21 protein-coding genes and 1 riboswitch are annotated in these 17779 nt (G+C 42.2%); of the genes, 4 read left to right on the forward strand and 17 right to left on the reverse strand.

Annotated features, from left to right (window positions below; all coding sequences use genetic code 11):
* Positions 1-6: 6 nt before the first annotated feature.
* Positions 7-2055, forward strand: a complete 2049-nt coding sequence (gene metG / locus LQZ07_RS14025; RefSeq protein WP_152784694.1) for a methionine--tRNA ligase — start codon at positions 7-9, stop codon at positions 2053-2055.
* Between the two features lie 36 nt (positions 2056-2091).
* Here the strand turns inward: metG and LQZ07_RS14030 are convergent, their stop codons facing one another.
* Positions 2092-2367: an acylphosphatase gene (locus LQZ07_RS14030; protein WP_256471324.1), complete on the reverse strand. Its 276-nt coding sequence runs from the start codon at positions 2365-2367 to the stop codon at positions 2092-2094.
* A gap of 6 nt (positions 2368-2373) precedes the next feature.
* Positions 2374-2973, reverse strand: coding sequence for a GNAT family N-acetyltransferase (locus LQZ07_RS14035; RefSeq protein ID WP_152784690.1), 600 nt, complete (start codon positions 2971-2973; stop codon positions 2374-2376).
* Positions 2974-3308: 335 nt separating this feature from the next.
* On the opposite strand from LQZ07_RS14035, the gene moeA reads away from it, so the two are divergent.
* Positions 3309-4550, forward strand: a complete 1242-nt coding sequence (gene moeA / locus LQZ07_RS14040) for a molybdopterin molybdotransferase MoeA (protein WP_152784688.1) — start codon at positions 3309-3311, stop codon at positions 4548-4550.
* Here moeA and LQZ07_RS14045 read toward each other — a convergent pair whose 3' ends face one another.
* The 15 genes from LQZ07_RS14045 to moaA all read right to left on the reverse strand — a co-directional run bounded on the left by LQZ07_RS14045 (position 4551) and on the right by moaA (position 14999).
* Entirely contained in the window at positions 4551-5588 is a 1038-nt protein-coding gene (locus LQZ07_RS14045; RefSeq protein WP_152784686.1) for an ATP-binding cassette domain-containing protein, read from the reverse strand.
* Positions 5575-6267, reverse strand: a complete 693-nt coding sequence (gene modB / locus LQZ07_RS14050) for a molybdate ABC transporter permease subunit (RefSeq protein ID WP_152784684.1) — start codon at positions 6265-6267, stop codon at positions 5575-5577. Before modB ends, LQZ07_RS14045 begins: the two co-directional genes overlap by 14 nt.
* Positions 6264-6989: a molybdate ABC transporter substrate-binding protein gene (gene modA, locus LQZ07_RS14055; RefSeq protein ID WP_152784682.1), complete on the reverse strand. Its 726-nt coding sequence runs from the start codon at positions 6987-6989 to the stop codon at positions 6264-6266. Before modA ends, modB begins: the two co-directional genes overlap by 4 nt.
* Positions 6983-7423: a molybdopterin synthase catalytic subunit MoaE gene (moaE, locus tag LQZ07_RS14060; protein ID WP_152784680.1), complete on the reverse strand. Its 441-nt coding sequence runs from the start codon at positions 7421-7423 to the stop codon at positions 6983-6985. The genes modA and moaE overlap by 7 nt, the downstream gene beginning before the upstream one ends.
* Positions 7424-7672, reverse strand: coding sequence for a molybdopterin converting factor subunit 1 (gene moaD / locus LQZ07_RS14065; protein WP_152784678.1), 249 nt, complete (start codon positions 7670-7672; stop codon positions 7424-7426).
* Positions 7673-7685: 13 nt separating this feature from the next.
* A complete protein-coding gene (gene moaC, locus LQZ07_RS14070) occupies positions 7686-8165 on the reverse strand; it encodes a cyclic pyranopterin monophosphate synthase MoaC (RefSeq protein ID WP_249483689.1) in 480 nt (159 codons plus the stop codon).
* Positions 8162-8680 carry a molybdenum cofactor biosynthesis protein B gene (gene moaB / locus LQZ07_RS14075; RefSeq protein ID WP_152784674.1) on the reverse strand — a complete coding sequence of 173 codons (519 nt, stop codon included), beginning with the start codon at positions 8678-8680 and terminating at the stop codon, positions 8162-8164. Before moaB ends, moaC begins: the two co-directional genes overlap by 4 nt.
* The gene (locus LQZ07_RS14080) at positions 8680-9264 is read right to left on the reverse strand and encodes a molybdenum cofactor guanylyltransferase (protein WP_152784672.1); all 585 of its coding nucleotides are present in this window, start codon (positions 9262-9264) and stop codon (positions 8680-8682) included. The genes moaB and LQZ07_RS14080 overlap by 1 nt, the downstream gene beginning before the upstream one ends.
* A 77-nt stretch (positions 9265-9341) precedes the next feature.
* Complete coding sequence (locus LQZ07_RS14085; protein WP_016401813.1) at positions 9342-9473, reverse strand: TIGR02808 family protein; 132 nt, start codon at positions 9471-9473, stop codon at positions 9342-9344.
* Positions 9474-9490: 17 nt separating this feature from the next.
* Positions 9491-10063 carry a NapC/NirT family cytochrome c gene (locus LQZ07_RS14090; protein ID WP_016401814.1) on the reverse strand — a complete coding sequence of 191 codons (573 nt, stop codon included), beginning with the start codon at positions 10061-10063 and terminating at the stop codon, positions 9491-9493.
* 26 nt (positions 10064-10089) lie between these two features.
* A complete protein-coding gene (locus LQZ07_RS14095; RefSeq protein ID WP_040307189.1) occupies positions 10090-10539 on the reverse strand; it encodes a nitrate reductase cytochrome c-type subunit in 450 nt (149 codons plus the stop codon).
* Positions 10540-10622: 83 nt separating this feature from the next.
* On the reverse strand, positions 10623-13112 hold the full coding sequence (gene napA / locus LQZ07_RS14100; protein ID WP_152784670.1) for a periplasmic nitrate reductase subunit alpha: 2490 nt from the start codon (positions 13110-13112) through the stop codon (positions 10623-10625).
* Positions 13109-13369 (reverse strand): chaperone NapD, encoded by a 261-nt coding sequence (locus LQZ07_RS14105; RefSeq protein ID WP_016401817.1) that lies wholly within the window; start codon positions 13367-13369, stop codon positions 13109-13111. The genes napA and LQZ07_RS14105 overlap by 4 nt, the downstream gene beginning before the upstream one ends.
* Positions 13366-13854 carry a ferredoxin-type protein NapF gene (napF, locus tag LQZ07_RS14110; RefSeq protein ID WP_152784668.1) on the reverse strand — a complete coding sequence of 163 codons (489 nt, stop codon included), beginning with the start codon at positions 13852-13854 and terminating at the stop codon, positions 13366-13368. Before napF ends, LQZ07_RS14105 begins: the two co-directional genes overlap by 4 nt.
* 170 nt (positions 13855-14024) lie before the next feature.
* On the reverse strand, positions 14025-14999 hold the full coding sequence (moaA, locus tag LQZ07_RS14115; RefSeq protein WP_152784666.1) for a GTP 3',8-cyclase MoaA: 975 nt from the start codon (positions 14997-14999) through the stop codon (positions 14025-14027).
* Positions 14989-15127: riboswitch (molybdenum cofactor riboswitch) on the reverse strand. Its footprint overlaps the gene before it by 11 nt.
* A gap of 98 nt (positions 15128-15225) precedes the next feature.
* Here moaA and LQZ07_RS14120 point away from each other — a divergent pair.
* The gene (locus tag LQZ07_RS14120) at positions 15226-16914 is read left to right on the forward strand and encodes a type IV pili methyl-accepting chemotaxis transducer N-terminal domain-containing protein (protein WP_152784664.1); all 1689 of its coding nucleotides are present in this window, start codon (positions 15226-15228) and stop codon (positions 16912-16914) included.
* 14 nt (positions 16915-16928) lie between these two features.
* The gene (gene narL / locus LQZ07_RS14125) at positions 16929-17564 is read left to right on the forward strand and encodes a two-component system response regulator NarL (RefSeq protein ID WP_016401821.1); all 636 of its coding nucleotides are present in this window, start codon (positions 16929-16931) and stop codon (positions 17562-17564) included.
* Positions 17565-17779 lie beyond the last annotated feature (215 nt).

Below are 17779 nucleotides of genomic sequence, written 5' to 3' on the forward strand. Positions count from 1 at the left end.
GATCACATGACAAACGAACAACGTAAAATTCTGGTTACCAGTGCCTTACCTTATGCAAATGGTCCTATTCATTTAGGCCACTTACTCGAATACATACAAACAGATATTTGGGTTCGTTTCCAAAAGCTACGTGGTAACACGTGTACCTATGTATGTGCAGACGACGCGCACGGTACACCGATCATGCTGAAAGCTCAGCAGATGGGCATTACCCCTGAAGAAATGATTAACCAGGTTCACGTTGAACACAGTGCAGACTTTAACGAGTTCCACATCGAGTTTGATAACTATCATTCTACTCATAGCCCAGAAAACCAAGCGCTATCGGAAGATATTTACAACAAGCTTAATCAAGCGGGTCACATAAAAACTCGAACAATTTCTCAATTGTTTGATCCTGAGAAAAACATGTTTTTGCCGGATCGCTTCGTAAAAGGCACTTGCCCTAAATGTAAAAGCGAAGATCAAAACGGTGATAACTGTGATAACTGTGGTGCTACTTACAGCCCAACAGATTTACTGTCACCTAAGTCTGTAATCTCTGGTGCCGAACCCGTTCTTAAAGACTCAGAGCATTACTTCTTTGATCTACCTGCATTTCAAAACATGCTAAAAGACTGGACAATCTCTGGTTCGCTACAAGAAGAAATGTCTAACAAGCTTAACGAGTGGTTTGAGCAAGGCCTTCAGCAGTGGGATATTAGCCGTGACGCACCTTACTTTGGTTTTAAAATTCCAAATACAGAAGACAAATACTTTTATGTATGGCTAGATGCTCCGATTGGCTACATGGGCAGCTTTAAAAACCTGTGTGACAAGCGCGACGATTTAAACTTTGACGATTATTGGAACAAAGACTCTGACGCAGAGGTTTATCACTTTATCGGCAAAGACATTATCTATTTCCACAGCCTATTTTGGCCAGCAATGCTAGAAGGCGCAGGATTCCGCAAACCAAGCAGCGTGTATGCCCACGGTTATGTAACGGTAAATGGCGCAAAAATGTCTAAGTCACGCGGCACATTTATTAAGGCGCGCACTTATCTTGACCATTTAGACCCAGAGTACTTGCGTTACTACTATGCTGCTAAGTTAAATAACAGAATTGACGACTTAGATCTAAATTTAGAAGATTTTGCACAACGTGTTAATTCGGACTTAGTAGGCAAAGTGATTAACATTGCTAGCCGTACCGCTGGATTTATTAGTAAACGCTTTAACGCCACGCTGTCTCCAGTGGTAAGCAACCAAGCTTTATTAGACGAATTTGTCGCAGCTGAAGCAAACATCGCAGCTTTATACGAAGGCCGAGAGTTTGGTAAAGCAATGCGAGAAATTATGGCTTTAGCCGATAAAGCAAACCAATACATCGCAGAAGAAGCACCATGGCAGTTAGCCAAAAATGAAGAAACCTTAGAACGTGCTCACCAAGTATGTTCAATGGGGATTCATTTATTCCGTGTGTTAATCACTTACTTGAAGCCAGTGCTGCCAAAACTAGCAGACAAAGTTGAGCAGTTCTTAAATGTAGAGCTCAAATGGGCTGACATAAATAACACCTTGGTTAATCATGAAATCCAAAGCTTTAAAGCATTAATGCAGCGCATTGATATGAAGCACGTAGAGGCAATGGTTGATGCTTCTAAAGATAACTTGGTTAGCGCTACCGCAGCGGCAAAAGAAGAGAAGCCAGCAAGCAAAACTAACAGCGAGATTGAACCCATAGCTGATACCATCAGTTTCGATGAGTTCGCAAAAATAGATCTACGTATCGCTCGCATTGTTAAAGCAGAGCATGTAGAAAAAGCGGAAAAGCTACTTCGTCTTGAACTGGATATTGGTAGCGAAACTCGCCAAGTATTTGCAGGCATTAAGTCAGCTTACGCCCCAGAAGATCTCGAAGGTAAGCTAACCGTTATAGTAGCCAACCTAGCACCTCGTAAGATGCGCTTTGGAGAATCTCAGGGAATGGTTCTTGCTGCAGGCCCTGGTGGAAAAGACCTCTGGATTTTGAGCCCGGGAGAAGGTGCTCAACCGGGTATGCGAGTAATGTAAAACATAAAAAGGCGCTAATCAGCGCCTTTTTTAGTTCTAGTAAGTATTAAAACCTGAGTAACTAAGCTGTTCTATTGGTATCATCTTTAGCGTTTTAACTTCTTGCACCGCCGCATAAGGAGACGCTTGATGAAGATGAGACAGCAACTCAATAAGCTTGGCTTCTTCTCCTTCTGCGACGACTTCAACATCTCCAGAGTCTAAATTTTTTGCATAACCTACAAGATCTAATTTAAGGGCTTTAAGTTGAGTGTGATAACGGTACCCAACGCCCCGCACCTTCCCCTTAGCTAAAGCCTTTAAACAAAACACCAGCAGTTAGCCCAGTACTGGTTTTACTTCGTTTAGACCAGTAAATTCGAAGCCGATACTCTCAACTGGCATGTTCTCTAAGGGAACGCTACAGCGATCAAGGTCTAAACAAAAATAGCGTTGCAATTGATATTGCGCGTTAAGCTGCTCAACTTCATCAAAACCAAATTGACTAAGCGTCCAGCGTAGGCGTTCATCTCTACAATTACATATAAGGCTAAGTAGCGTGAATCCTTGATTTAACGCATAACAGCGGGCCCAATCAACCATTAGTTTAGCCAGCCCTTTTCCTGCAAAATCCCGGTTAACCGTAAGTTTGTGCATAAACAAGCTTTCACGCCTTACCTCGGCTTCTACCTCAATTGCACCACTACGATTATTTAGAATCATGGCTGCTACAGGTTTGCCTGCAATATATCCCATGTACATTTCATCTAAACGATGATTAGCAAGTAAAGAATGTGGAGTAATTTGATGAAATTTCCAAAGTGGTTCGCCTCTTGACTCGAACCAACTTGCTGCTTCCATCAGTAATTCGCAAAACTGATAAAGCTCAATACTTGATATAGAACGAACCACCAAATTAGGTGTCGCTTCGCTTGACATATCAACTCCCTTGATAAGTGTCTAAACTGTGACCGATGACCAATTGTGAACAACATATTACACAGATTACCTTTAAGTTAAAAGCATTGTTGGTGAAAACAAGCTCCTTATTTCAGCCTTACAAAGCAAGGCTTGCAGCACAAAAACTAAAATTAAACCTGTGATACAAACTTAATCACTAACATTGTGCCAACTTGCTGACAAAACTATACAAACTTCAACGAGATTAAAGAAAGTATCGCTGCTTTATAAATTGCCAAGAATCACTGATAAACAACCATATAAATGCGATAATCTTCAACTATATTCAAACTCATTACCCTATAGGAAGATACATGGATTGCTGTAGCCAACCAGGTCTAATGCCCATTGAACAAGCAAGGTCTTTATTACGCGATAGCGCTAGCCTAAAAACCCAAATACAGACCGTGAGTTTAGAAGATGCGCTAGGTAGAGTATTAGCAGAAGACATTGTGTCGCCTATTAATATTCCTCCCTTTGATAATAGCGCGATGGATGGTTACGCTATTTGTGCAGAACAACTACCTAACAATAAAACTCTTCCACTTAGTCACAAAGTGTTTGCTGGAGATACCCAGCAACTAGCCTTAGAATCTGGTCATTGCGTAAGAATTATGACCGGCGCGCCACTACCTCCCGGCTGTGATGCTGTAGAAATGCAAGAAAACACTGAAATTAACGCAGACAATGAACAACAGATCACATTTAACCAGCCAATCAACAAAGGCAAAAATGTTCGCTTAAAAGGAGAAGATGTTAAACAAGGACAAGTTGTTATCCCAGCGAAGACCCGCTTAAATTCAAGCCACATAGGTTTACTCGCCACGCTTGGTATTAACGAAATATCAGTTCAAAGCCTGCTAAAAGTGGCATTGTTTTCTAGCGGTGACGAACTAATCCAACCTGGCAAGACACTAAAGCATGGTCAAATATATGATAGTAATCGTTTTGCTATTCGCGCCCTACTCGCAAAGTTACCTGTTGAAATAATAGATTTAGGCGTTATTGCTGACGATAAACAACTGGTTACTGAAGCCTTTATAAAAGCAGACCAAGTTGCTGACATAGTCATTTGCAGCGGAGGAGTATCGGTAGGCGAAGCCGATTACACTAAATTGGTTTTAGATGAAATTGGCGACATAAATTTTTGGAAACTAGCAATTAAGCCCGGTAAACCTTTTGCTTACGGCAAATTGCCAAATTCATACTTTATTGGCCTGCCTGGCAACCCGGTTTCGGCTTATGTAACGTTCTACAAACTGGCAATGCTAGTAATAGCAAAAACGTGTGGATGGGACTACAAAGAGCCACTAGCAATACCGGCAAAGTCTTCACAAGATTTCAAAAAGTCACCGGGTAGAACAGACTACCAACGCGGATTTGCAAGTATCAGTGCCAGCGGCCAACTAGAAGTAAAATCTACCGGTGCTCAAGGTAGCGCTATTTTCACCAGCTTAACTGAGGCTAACTGTTTCGTAGTACTCGAACAAGATAGAGGCCGTGTAAGCGCCGGTGAAATGGTGACTATAGAAATGTTTGCCGAGCCAATTCTTTAGTTAGAATTGATTATGTAACTTAACTGCTTTGTGCATTAAAAATATCTGCTCTCCCATTTTTAATGCCAAAGCCTGTTGTGCTTGAGGAGAGATAGGCACTTTAAAAGCCACGCCTTCTAAACTCACTTCAACATAATAGGTACCAGCTAAAGAATTAACCGATAATACTTCGGCTTGCCACTGATTTTGAGCACTACAACTTTCTACAAATTGTTTAGACAACACAATGTTACTTGGTGAAATACTCACTAAATGAACACCTTCATCTAGCACTTCTGGGCTCTCGGCTAATATGTATTGCTGGCCCAGCTTAAACCAACGCCATCCCTCATCTGCCAAACGCTCACTACGCTCTACACTTAACACTATGGCTTGTTTAGCCTTACCGTTATATTGATTAATCAACTCAAGACTATTTCCAAGCGTAAGTGTTTTACTGTCTTCCATTAACAGCACCTTATCGCTAAAAAACACTAAGTCTTCTGGATTATGAGAAATAAGCAAGCTGCAGATGCCATGTTGCTTTAGCCACTTCTTTAATATTTTCAGCAAATTGGTAGCAGCTTTTCGATCTAAAGCTGAGAACGCTTCATCTAACAATAATACTTTAGGCTTGGTTGCTAATGCTCTTACCAGTGCGACTCGCTGGGCTTGTCCACCAGAAAGCTGTTGGGCATTTTTATTAAGAAGGTTTTCAACACCAAAACTCTCAACTAGATATGCTAAATCACTGGCACTCACTCTTTGTGACAATTTGATGTTTTTTGCCGCCGTTAAGTGAGGAAAAAGAAAACTTCCTTGAGTGACAAAAGCTATGGGTCGTTGATATGAGGCTAAACAGCTATTGCTATCAAACCATACTTGCTCTAAGTATTTAATATCACCAGTTTGAGGGTGCTCTAATCCAGCTAGTAAGCGCAACAAGCTGGTTTTGCCAATTCCGGACGGACCAAACACACCGGTAAGCAAAGGTAAGGAGCAGTCCTTTACACTTAACTCAAAATCTTCTCTTTGATAATGTAGATTAAAACTTAACACCCACACTCCCTACCCGTTTCTTAGCTCCAGTCACACCATAAGTGAGCAATAAAGCGAAAAATGAAATACCCAATAACACCAACGCTAAACGGTGGGCAGCGGCAAAATTAAGGCTCTCTACGTGATCAAACAGCGCAATCGCAATCACTTGGGTTTCTCCAGGGATATTTCCCCCGATCATTAACACTACCCCAAACTCTCCTAAGGTGTGTGCAAACCCCAATACCATCGCAACAATAAAGCCACTTTTTGCCAGTGGTAACTCCACAGACAACAACTGTTTCCACCTAGGCATTCTGAGCACTTTTGCGGCATCTAAAACTCCAGGCTCAATTTGTTTAAAAGCACTTTGAATGGGTTGAACGACAAAAGGTAAGGAATACAAACATGAGGCAAATACCAGCCCCGAAAAGCTAAAGGCCAATTGGCTACCGGTTATAGCCTGCCACCATTGCCCCAAAAAACTATTAGGCGCGAACCCAATCAGCAAATAGAAGCCCAACACTGTAGGAGGTAGAACAATAGGTAATGCTACGACCGCTTCAACAATATGCTTTAACCTGGACTGACTGCGCGCTAACCACCAAGCTAAAGGAGTGCCAAGTAGCAATAAGATTAAGCAACTAATCGTTGCAAGTTTTACAGAAAGGATAATGGCTTGGTATTCAGCATCGCTCATATTTTGGGTAACAAATATCCATTTTCAGTGATAATAGTTTGTGCGCTCTCGCTTAACAAGTAGTTATAAAATTCAATAGCTTGAGATTCATCACTAAGCAAGGCAACATGCTGAGCAACGCCCTTATGTAAGTCTTGCGGTACCAACCAATAAGACCCATTAAAATCAGTTTGAATTGAGCGAGCTACAAAGCCTGCAGCGACATTACCAGTAGAGATAAACTGAAACACTTGAGATACATTATTCGCTAACACTATTTTAGCATCATTATTTTTCTGTTTAGCTAACTGCTCGGCAGCCAAACCATAGGGTGCTAGTTTTGGGTTAGCGTAGGCGTACATCTGTTTCCAGTTATCCCATAAACTGCTATCTGTTACCTTATCGCCATTTTTATCTAAAAAGCTTGGAGCCCAAAACACCAGCTGGCCATACGCATAGGCCATTTGCTGGCGAGCTTTTCCTTCTTCTACTAGCTGTTTTGGCCGAATGTCATCAGCTGAGAAGAATAAATCGAAGGGTGCACCGTGACTTATTTGGTTATACAAAATACCAGTAGAAGCGCTAGATATTCGGTAGTTGAATTCAGTATGTTGGGTTTTAAAGTCTTCTGCCAATAGTTCTAAGGTTTGTTTAAAATTGGCAGCCACGGCAATGGTAACGGGCTTGGCGAAAGCAATTGAGCTAACAAAAACAGCAACTATACAAGCTAAACGGGCTACCATTTATCTTTCGCTTTAAGATCTGACTCACGAGCATCAAGCCATATATCACCGCCTAAAGTGCGCTCTTTTTTCCAAAAGGTAGCCTTAGTTTTAAGGTAATCCATTATGAAATGGCAGGCTTCAAAGGATGCTTCCCTATGAGCACTATTTACCCCAACAAAAACGATTTGGTCACTGACATCTAAATCCCCAACCCTATGCACAATACTTGCATCTTGGATTGGCCAGCGCGTTTTTGCTTCAGCGACAATTTTCTCCAACTGCACCTCGGTCATACCTGGGTAATGCTCCAGCTGGAGCCCCTTAACCTGTTGATCTAAGTTCATATCTCTAACTAGACCGACAAAAAATACGATAGCGCCAGCACTGGCTCGTTCTCGTAAACGTTGGTATTCCTCTCCAACGTCAAAATCTTCTAGCTGTACTTTAATCATTTAACCACCTGTAACAGGGGGGAAAAATGCAACTTCGTCACCGTTGTTTAGGGTTACAACTTGGCTTAGGTGGTTTTGGTTAACTGCCATCAAAATCGCCTCATCATTTAAGGCCAACCATTGCTCGCCTCTAGCAAGCAGCTTTTCCTTTAAGGTATTAGTATCGCTACCATCTACTAGCTCGACACTTATCGAGCTTTCGCCTAACTGCTCTTTTAAACGAGCGAAAAATAGTACTTTAATTATCATCTAAACATCCTGATTATTCGGCGCTAAACGAACCCGATTTTCCGCCATGCTTTTCTAGTAGCTTTACATCTTTAATAATGATGTCTTTTTGAATCGCTTTACACATATCATAAATGGTTAGCGCAGCTACGCTAGCAGCGGTTAACGCTTCCATCTCTACGCCGGTTTGGCCTTTTAGTTTAGCGGTGCTTACTACCGTAATAATGCCTGTTTTTTCATCTAAGCTTAAATCAACGGTAACCTTACTTAACATTAAGGGGTGGCATAGTGGAATCAACTCGGATGTTTTTTTAGCCGCTTGAATTCCAGCTATACGAGCACATGCAAACACATCCCCCTTGTGCTGTTCTCCATTTAGCAAGCTATCTACGGTTAGCTGATTAACTTGTACCAAAGCCTGCGCTTTAGCGATACGACTAGTCTCGGTCTTTTCTGAGACGTCCACCATAATCGCTTCACCAGAAGCATTAATATGAGTAAATTCACTCATTATTGTTGACCTATATGAGGCACAAAATTACAGGGTTTATGAGTGCTATTTAATTGCTCTAACAGGATTTTCTGCCATGCAGTTTTACAAGCGTTGGTTGACCCAGGAACACAAAAGATCACTGTTTTATTGGCAAACCCGCCTAATGCGCGACTTTGCACCGTAGAAGTTCCAATCTCGGTATAAGAAATATGGCGGAACAATTCTCCAAAACCTTCAATGTCTTTATCAAATAATACACTTACTGCTTCTGGAGTATTATCTCGTGCAGTAAAACCAGTGCCTCCGGTAGAAATAACACAATCTATTGACGGGTCAGCAATCCAGTTACTTAATATGGCTCTAATTTGATAAACATCGTCAATAACAATTTGTTTATCAGCAAGTTTGTGGCCGGCTTCTGTTAGAGCCTCGGCCAAATAACGCCCTGAAGTATCAGTATCTTCATTGCGTGTATCGGAAACGGTTAATACCGCGATGTTTAAGAAGGTTTGCGTATCGTTGGCCAGATGGCTCATTATGATTCTCCAACTTTATCTTGTATATGTTGCCACTGCTCGGGAGTATTGGTATTTACCATTGCAGGTGCTAATTCTTTTGGTATTTTAATTTCAGTGGCTTGAATAAGGTTTAAAAAAGCTTTTATTGACCTTTGCTTTGCCACTGGCAAAGACAGAACATCAGTTAAACAGGACAGGTTCTTGGCATTAGCTTCAACAATTATAGGGAAAACACTATCTGAGAAATAGTAATTGCCAGGTTCAGTTTGGTGTTGATTTATAATCACATCAAGAACTTGCATATTGAGTAGGGGCATATCAACAGGGATGAACAGGCAAAACCGCTGGTTAAGGGTTTGAAGGCATGAAAGTATGCCAGACAGTGGTCCTTTCGATTCACTAGAATCTTCGATATGACGAAACTCAGGATAGTTGCCACTCACATAACATTCGTTATTTAATGTCTCTTCAAGCAAGCTAAGCCTAGATTTAAGTAAACTACTCCCCTGCCACTGCAGCGCTGCTTTATCGCTTCCCATTCTCTGAGATTTGCCGCCAGCGAGAACAACTCCTGTTAACTTTACGAGGGAATTTGATTGCATTTGATTACAAGCTTGAACGACTTAGTAGGCTAATAATGCCTACTAAGCGTTTAGATGAAAAGATTTATCGTGCTAACTTATTGGTCTTTATCCCATTTGGACAAAACCGCTAAAGAAACCACTGCTACACCAATGAATCCCATTACAAAAATGGTTGGCATGGCTGCATAGCCCAAAACATGCCAAAAAACTGATTCCAAAGTACTCATGTGTTTTCCTTATTTTACTACCAGCCTTCAACACCACTCATATCCGGTAACCGGTGAGCAATGCCTTTGTGACAATCAACACAGGTCTTTTCCCCGCTAGCTAACGCATCTGAGTGTTGTGCAACACTACGAGGACGCTGCTCTGAGAAATCCATAAATTCAAACTCGTGACAGTTTCTACACTCTTGAGAATCATTTTGGCTCATACGATGCCATTCGCGCTCTGCTAGATATTTACGGCGCTCTTCAAATTTTTCTTGAGTGTTAATGGTACCCATAGCAAAGGCTACTAGTTCTTTACTTGCCTGAACCTTGCGTACAATTTTGTCAGTCCAGTTATGTGGAACGTGGCAATCTGAACAAATAGCGCGCACACCTGAACGGTTTGAATAGTGAATAGTTTCTTGTATTTCAGCTACGATTGGCGCGTGACAACCAGAACAGAACGCTTCGGTATTAGTTGCTTCCATGCCGGTGTTAAACGCACCCCAGAATAGAATACCGCCTGTAAAACCAAGCGCTAGCACAACACCCACAGCAGCTTTGCTGGGAGTACTGAGTTTGCGCCAAAATGCCTTCAATAACTTCATAATTTAGCCTCTGGTTAAACTAATGCTTAGCGTAAAGACTCTACGCGTTCGTATTCGTTTTCAATCAACGGGGCCGCTTCATTTTGAGGCACGTGGCATTGCAAACAGAAGTAACGGCGAGGAGACACATCCGCCAATACTTGCCCGTCGCGCGCTTCATAGTGAGTTACACTAATTTTAGTAGCACCACTTTCTCGGGCATTTTTCCAGCTATGACAAGATAAACACTTATTAGCGTTAAGGCTCATCTCGTAATGACGAATCTGGTGTGGGATCAACGGTGGTTGAAACACATAATCGGCATCATAGGGTTTGTCTTGTTCAACCACCGACTTTAAGCCAGCTGCTGAGTTTTGGGTATTTAGCTCGGTGTCGCCCCGCAGTGAAGCTACACCACCATTACTTACGTAGTCATTTGCGACTACTACTCCGCAAAGCAGTAAACTGCTTAATAGACCAGATAATAAAACTCGCATTTTCATAATACTCTCTCCGCCACCTTGGCAAATATTTTTAGCGAAGCATTGAAAGCGAGGGGCTTTCAATGCTTTTAATAGCGTTAAACCTTAGCTAACTTAACAGCACACTTCTTAAAGTCGGTTTCTTTAGAAAGCGGGTCTGTTGCATCTAGGGTCAATTTGTTGGTGAGCTGCTTGGCATCAAACCAAGGCATGTACACTAAACCCTTAGGTGGACGGTTACGGCCACGAGTTTCAATTCGTGATTTAACTTCACCGCGGCGTGATTGAATCATCACTTCATCACCACGTTTAAAACCACGTTGTTTTGCGTCTTCTGGATGGATAAACAATACCGCATCAGGGAACGCTCGATATAGCTCTGGAACTCGACGCGTCATAGAACCAGAGTGCCAATGTTCTAATACGCGACCAGTGCTTAACCACAGATCGTATTCTTCATCTGGAGATTCAGCCGCTGGCTCGTAAGGCGTAGCAATAATTAGTGCCTTGCCGTCCGGTTTACCGTAAAAGTTAACCTCTTCGCCTGCTTTTACATAAGGGTCAGAGCCTTCACGGAAACGCCAACGCGTTTCTTCGCCATTAACCACAGGCCAGCGTAAACCACGTACTTCATGGTAAGTATCAAATGGTGCTAGATCGTGGCCGTGATCGCGGCCAAACTCAGCGTATTCTTCAAATAAGCCTTTTTGAACGTAGAAACCAAAATCTTTTGCTTCGTCATTGAGCTCTGCGTTTACTTGTTCAACAGGGAATTGATCAACTACGCCATTACGGAACAAAATGTCGTATAAGGTTTTGCCTTTATATTCAGGCTTGTTAGCTAGTAACTCTGCAGGCCATACTTCTTCAACATTAAAGCGCTTAGAAAACTCAACCAATTGCCATAAGTCTGATCTCGCTTCACCCGGCGCAGACACTTGCTGATGCCAGAACTGCGTGCGACGTTCTGCGTTACCGTAAGCACCTTCTTTCTCAACCCACATTGCTGTTGGTAAAATAAGATCGGCTGCTTGGGCGGTAACTGTTGGGTATGGGTCAGATACCACGATAAAGTTTTCAGGATTGCGGTAACCAGGCAAACCCTCTTCATTTATATTTGGCGCGGCTTGCATGTTGTTATTACACATAACCCAGTAAGCGTTCAACTTGCCGTCTTTAAGCATACGGTTCTGCAATACCGCGTGGTAACCAGGTTTAGGCGGAATGGTTCCTTCTGGTAGCTTCCAAATGTCTTCTGCAATTTTGCGGTGTTTTGGATTAGCCACTACCATATCGGCTGGCAAGCGATGCGAGAAAGTACCCACTTCACGGGCGGTACCACATGCAGATGGCTGGCCAGTTAGTGAGAATGGGCTGTTGCCAGGCTCTGAGATTTTGCCGGTTAACAAGTGAATGTTGTACACCGAGTTATTTGCCCATACCCCACGAGTATGTTGGTTAAAGCCCATGGTCCAGTACGAAGTTACTTTAACATTTGGGTCGGCATAATCTTTCGCTAGCGCTTCCAGTTTCTCGGCAGGTACACCAGAAAGTTTCGCCACTGCTTCTACATTGTAGTCTTTCAAAAATTCGCGATATTCGTCGAAACTCATATCGGTCATTTTGCCTGAATCGGGGTTAGCCGCTGCTTTTTGTAATGGATGCTCTGGACGTAATCCATAACCAATATCTGTTTCACCGCGTTTGAAGTGAGTATGTTTGTTTACAAAGTCCCAATTAACTTTGTCATTCTCGATAATGTAATGCGCAATGTAGTTAAGAATTGCCAAATCGGTTTGTGGCGTAAACACCATTCCGTTATCGGCTAATTCAAAGCTGCGATGTTCAAAAGTAGACAATACGTGAACTTTAACGTGTGGCGCAGACAAGCGGCGATCGGTTAAGCGAGACCACAAAATTGGGTGCATTTCTGCCATGTTTGAGCCCCAAAGCACAAACGAATCGGCAGCTTCAAGGTCATCGTAACAGCCCATAGGCTCATCAATACCGAAAGTGCGCATAAAACCACCAACAGCCGAAGCCATACAGTGACGCGCATTAGGGTCGATGTTGTTAGTTAAAAAGCCAGCTTTATGTAGTTTAGCTGCAGCGTAACCTTCCCAAACGGTCCATTGGCCAGAGCCAAACATACCTACTGAAGTTGGGCCTTTATCGGCAAGTGCTTTTTTCCACTTCTCCGCCATAATGTCGAAGGCTTGATCCCAAGAAACCGGAGCAAATTCGCCATTTTTATCAAACTTGCCATCTTTCATACGTAATAAAGGCGTGGTTAAACGATCTTTACCGTACATAATTTTTGAAAGGAAGTAGCCTTTAATACAGTTAAGGCCTTTGTTTACTGGAGACTCGGGGTCGCCTTGTGTGGCAACAACTTTGCCGTTCTGAGAGCCAACTAAAACACTACAGCCAGTACCACAAAAACGACAAGGAGCTTTATCCCATTTCACTTTTGTTTCTTCTGACGAAGTAATTAAGTTGGTGGCACTTGCAGGTAAACTAATACCAGCAACGGTGGCTGCGGCACTTACCGCATTCGCTTTAACAAACTGTCGGCGAGTCCATTTCATGATACTTCCTCATTAGCTGATTCAAATTGGTGAAATACTAGGTTGCTGCTTAGTACCGCTTCCAATTTTCCGATGTCTTCTAGGGTGGTTACTATGTTATTGCGCGTCTGGCTTTCTATAGAAACAACGATTTTCCCCTCGGGGTTAAAACCATGTACTTCTAGTCCTTCCAGATCGCTAATTTGATCGATGACTTCTTTAATACGGTCTGGTTGGCACAACACCACCGCACTACTAATATGGTACTCTTCGTTCATCCAACTTCCTTTATCTCAATGGCATGGCTTGGACATACTGAAATACAAGCGCCGCAACTGTTGCAGTGCTCAGAATTAATTTGTACCTCTGCTTTTCCCGCTAGTAATGGCTTAATGCTAATGGCCCTTTGCTCACAGGTATCGCTACACGTTCGGCAATAAACACCGTTTTGTGCCAGACACTTAGAGGCATTAACGTCAACAGAATTAGACCAAGCAGGTTGCTGCTTCGGGTGAAACAAAGACTCGGGGCAAGACGTTGCACAGTCGTAACAAAATGTGCACTCACCTTTGGTGAAATCAACTGCTGGAAAACCGCCATTACCCTTAACAATAATCTGTTCAGGGCATGCTTTGACGCATTCTCCACATTGAGTACAGCCAGATTCAATAGACTGTTGTAACCAAGGTAGAGAGTGATGTTGTTTACTGCGAAGCGCTTTGTTAGTACTAAACATACGACGTTTAGACAGGTCTACAGACATCAATTTTCCTTACGAAATCAGGCTTTAACATTACTGGTAAAACCACCCTAAATTTCTTGGGGTTAAGCGTAAATTTTATTAACAATCAAAAACATACCCCTTAAGGGGTGTTTGCTCAAATGATTGATTTAGATCAAGTATAGTGCGTGATTTCTATCACGCACTAAAACTTATCCGCCTATTGATGCGAGATGTGGAGTAGCGCCGGTATTACCGTCGTGGAGGAAATGACTAACTTTTTTGGTTTGTAATGCGTCTTCAATACGCTTGCTTAATACGTCTATTTGAGAAGGGTTTTGCAGCAAATCGCGCAGCTCTATCCCCTCTTCACCAAACAAGCATAAATGTAGTTTGCCTTGTGACGAAACCCGTAGGCGATTACAGGTAGCACAAAAATCTTTGGAATACGGCATGATAAGGCCAATTTTGCCGGCGTAATCAGGGTGCTGAAAGACTTGAGCCGGGCCAGCGTTATGAGCTCGAATTTGCTGCTCCCAACCTTCGTTGAGTAGCAGTTGTTTAAATCCAGAGCCAGCAACATGATGTTTGTGGAAATAATCGGGCTGATCACCCATTTGCATTAACTCAATGAAACGGACTTCAACCGGGCGGTCTTTAATCCACTCCAAATACTTTCGAAAGTTTTGCTGGGCCATCTGCTTTATGAGCACAGCATTGAGTTTTACCGCAGTAAAGTCTTGCTCTAGTGCTGCATCAATTCCGGCCATCACTTTAGTGAAAGTTTTGGTACCGGTGATTAACTCAAACTGACGTGGATCTAAACTATCAACACTTACATTTACATGAGTAAGCCCCGCATCACGCCAGCGCTTAGCGTTATTCGCCAGCTTAAAGCCGTTGGTCGTCATCGCAAGTTGCTGAATGCCCGTAGTATTTGCGCATACTTCCATAATCTCGACTAAATCTTTTCTTAGGCTTGGTTCTCCGCCGGTAAGACGAATTTTGTTTGTGCCTAATTTTGCGAAGCATTCAGCAAGCTGAGCTATCTCAGATAAATTGAGATTACTATGGGGCGTTTCGCAATGATAACCATCAGGTAAGCAATAGTTACACTTGAAGTTACATTCGTCGGTAAGCGACAAACGCAAATAGAAAAATTTTCGGGAAAATGAATCCGATAACATAAATCAACCTTTCCAAATGCGGGAGGCAAAGTCATTTCTGCACTCTACCCTGCTTAGTCGATGCTAAGGGTCTAAACGCCATATCATTGTGACTTAGGTCGATTTAGACTTCGGTGATACTTTAATGCTAAGCAATAAATCTTAATTTGTTAAGTGCTTTCTTAAACGGTTACACTGGCTTTGTGATATTTGTCGGTTAACTTTATTGAATTAAAAGGACTTATTTTTGAAACGTTTTTTTGGCAAACGCTCCATAGGCACAGCGGTAATCCGCTTGTTAAGTGTGATGATGTTCCTTTTTGCCTTGGTAGCAATTGGTTCGTTGACCACCTTGGTAAACAGCCTTAATGATGCTGAAGCGATAAATATAGCTGGCTCTTTGCGTATGCAAAGTTACCGAATGGCACATGCTTTAAATGTTTACGACAAAGAAGTAGAACGTAAAATTCAACAATTTGAAACCTCGTTAAACAGTGATGCTTTAACTAAAGCCGCCGAGCAAGATGATGCAATTAACCAGCGCTACCAAAAAGTTAAACAACGCTGGGTACAACTAAAACCCTTTGTTATAGAAAAGAATATCGACGAACTTGACCGCCAAATTGTAGGATTTGTCGACCTAATCGACGAATTTGTGGCAGAAACCCAATATAACTCCGAAGCCAAAGTATTCTCACTAACCCTGCTTCAATTAATTGCCTTTGCCATCATCACTTTTATTGCCGTTTACACGCTTTGGTACATTCAAAAGAATATTTCCAAGCCCATTTATCGATTAGTAGAAGCAGCCAAGCAAGTGCAACAAGGTGACTTTAAAATCTCTGTGCCAACCCGTTACGCCAGCATCGAAATGGAAACCTTGGCAAAAGGCATTATGTCTATGTCACAAGACTTGGAGCACTCTTACCAAACACTTGAAAATCAAGTTAAAGCCAAAACCAAAGAGCTTCGACGCGCTAACCGCGATTTAAACTTTTTGTACAACCTAGAGCAAACGCTATTTAACAGTACTTTAAATGAGGAACACCTAGAGCAATCACTTAAGCTGCTCTGCGAAACCTTAGGTATTAAGGGCGCCAAGCTATACATCGATAAATTGGACATTGAGGTTGAATTACACCAACAAAATGTTCAGTTTGAAGAGCCAATATCCTTACAGCTAAATCAAGAGCAATATGGCTCTCTGCAGCTGCCTATGGTGCCCGAAGATAGAGCAACAATTGTTACCAGTTACTGCCGCACTATCACTAAAGTGCTGCGTTTCGAACAAAGCCTATTGCAAAAGCAAAAACTGCTGTTAATGGAAGAGCGCGCTACGATTGCTCGTGAGTTACACGACTCTTTAGCACAGTCTTTATCTTATTTAAAAATTCAAACTAGCCTGTTACAAAGGCAACTTAAGCAAAGCCCTTGCGATTGCCAACAAAGCTTTGAAATTAGTGAAGAAATACAATCAGTATTAAGCGCCGCTTACATACAGTTACGAGAGTTACTATCCACCTTCAGATTAACCATTAAAAACGCCCTACTGGTTGAATCACTACAAGTGTTGGTAGACGAATTAAATACCCAGCACTCTCAAGTCATAGAGCTTGAGACCAATATATCCAACGATATGGTGGAAGCAGATAAACAAATTCACATAATACAAATTGTTCGAGAAGCGATCATAAACGCTCTAAAACATGCTGACTGTGATAAAATTTGGGTTAAATGTATTGGTGACTCTGAGCTTATTTCTGTTGAAATAGCGGATAATGGCTTACAGGGTGGCAAACTAAAACAAGTTAATGACCATTACGGACTGCAAATAATGCAAGAACGAGCTCAGCGACTAGATGGAGATATTCGCTTTGAGCAATCGTTGTCCGGTGGTGTTTCGGTAAAACTAACCTTTCCTAGAAAGAGTAATTAAGGATCCTGCAAGCTATGAGCGACCCAATCAACATCCTTGTTGTAGATGACCACCCTTTAATGCGTAAAGGCATTGTGCAGTTTTTAAGCATTGAACCTGAGTTTAACGTAGTTGCTGAAGCTGGCAGTGGTGCTCAAGCTGTGGAGCTTTGTAGTGAGCTAGAACCCGATGTAGTGCTATTAGATTTAAACATGAAAGGATTATCAGGTTTAGATACTTTAAAGCTACTTCGTGAGAAACAAGTAAGCTCTACCATCATTATCCTCACCGTATCAGATTCGAAACAAGACGTTATTAAACTTATTAACGCAGGTGCAGACGGTTACTTGCTTAAAGATATGGAACCAGAGCAACTGCACGAGCAATTAAAACAGGCAGCCGCGGGCAAACAGGTATTAAGTGAAGAGCTTGTCCCCTTCCTTAGCTGCTTGCACGAAACCGACGAGTTTGCTGAAAAACTAGGAACAGTCACCAAGCGTGAATTACAAACGCTTAACGAAATAGCCAAAGGTGCCAGCAACCGCGAAGTAGCGTCTACTTTAAAAATTACCGAAGGTACGGTTAAAGTTCACGTGAAGAGTCTACTTCGTAAATTGAATGCTAAATCGCGAGTTGAATTAACCGTGATGTATCTTGAACATATAGCGTAAACGCATGAACAACACGCTACTGATGGGCGAAGCCAGTTGCCTTATTCTGGCAATGAGCTTCGCGATAAGAGCGATATTTTTACATGCTAAACGCCATCAAGATTGGTTCAATCCTCTGCGGATCTTCTTCAAGCCCGTCAACAATCTAAATGCCCATGAGTACTCGTTAATTAGATGGGCAGTTTACGCACTAGTAGTGTGTGTAAGCTTAGATG

It is taken from the genome of Agarivorans sp. B2Z047, assembly GCF_023373605.1.
GTDB lineage: Bacteria > Pseudomonadota > Gammaproteobacteria > Enterobacterales > Celerinatantimonadaceae > Agarivorans > Agarivorans albus.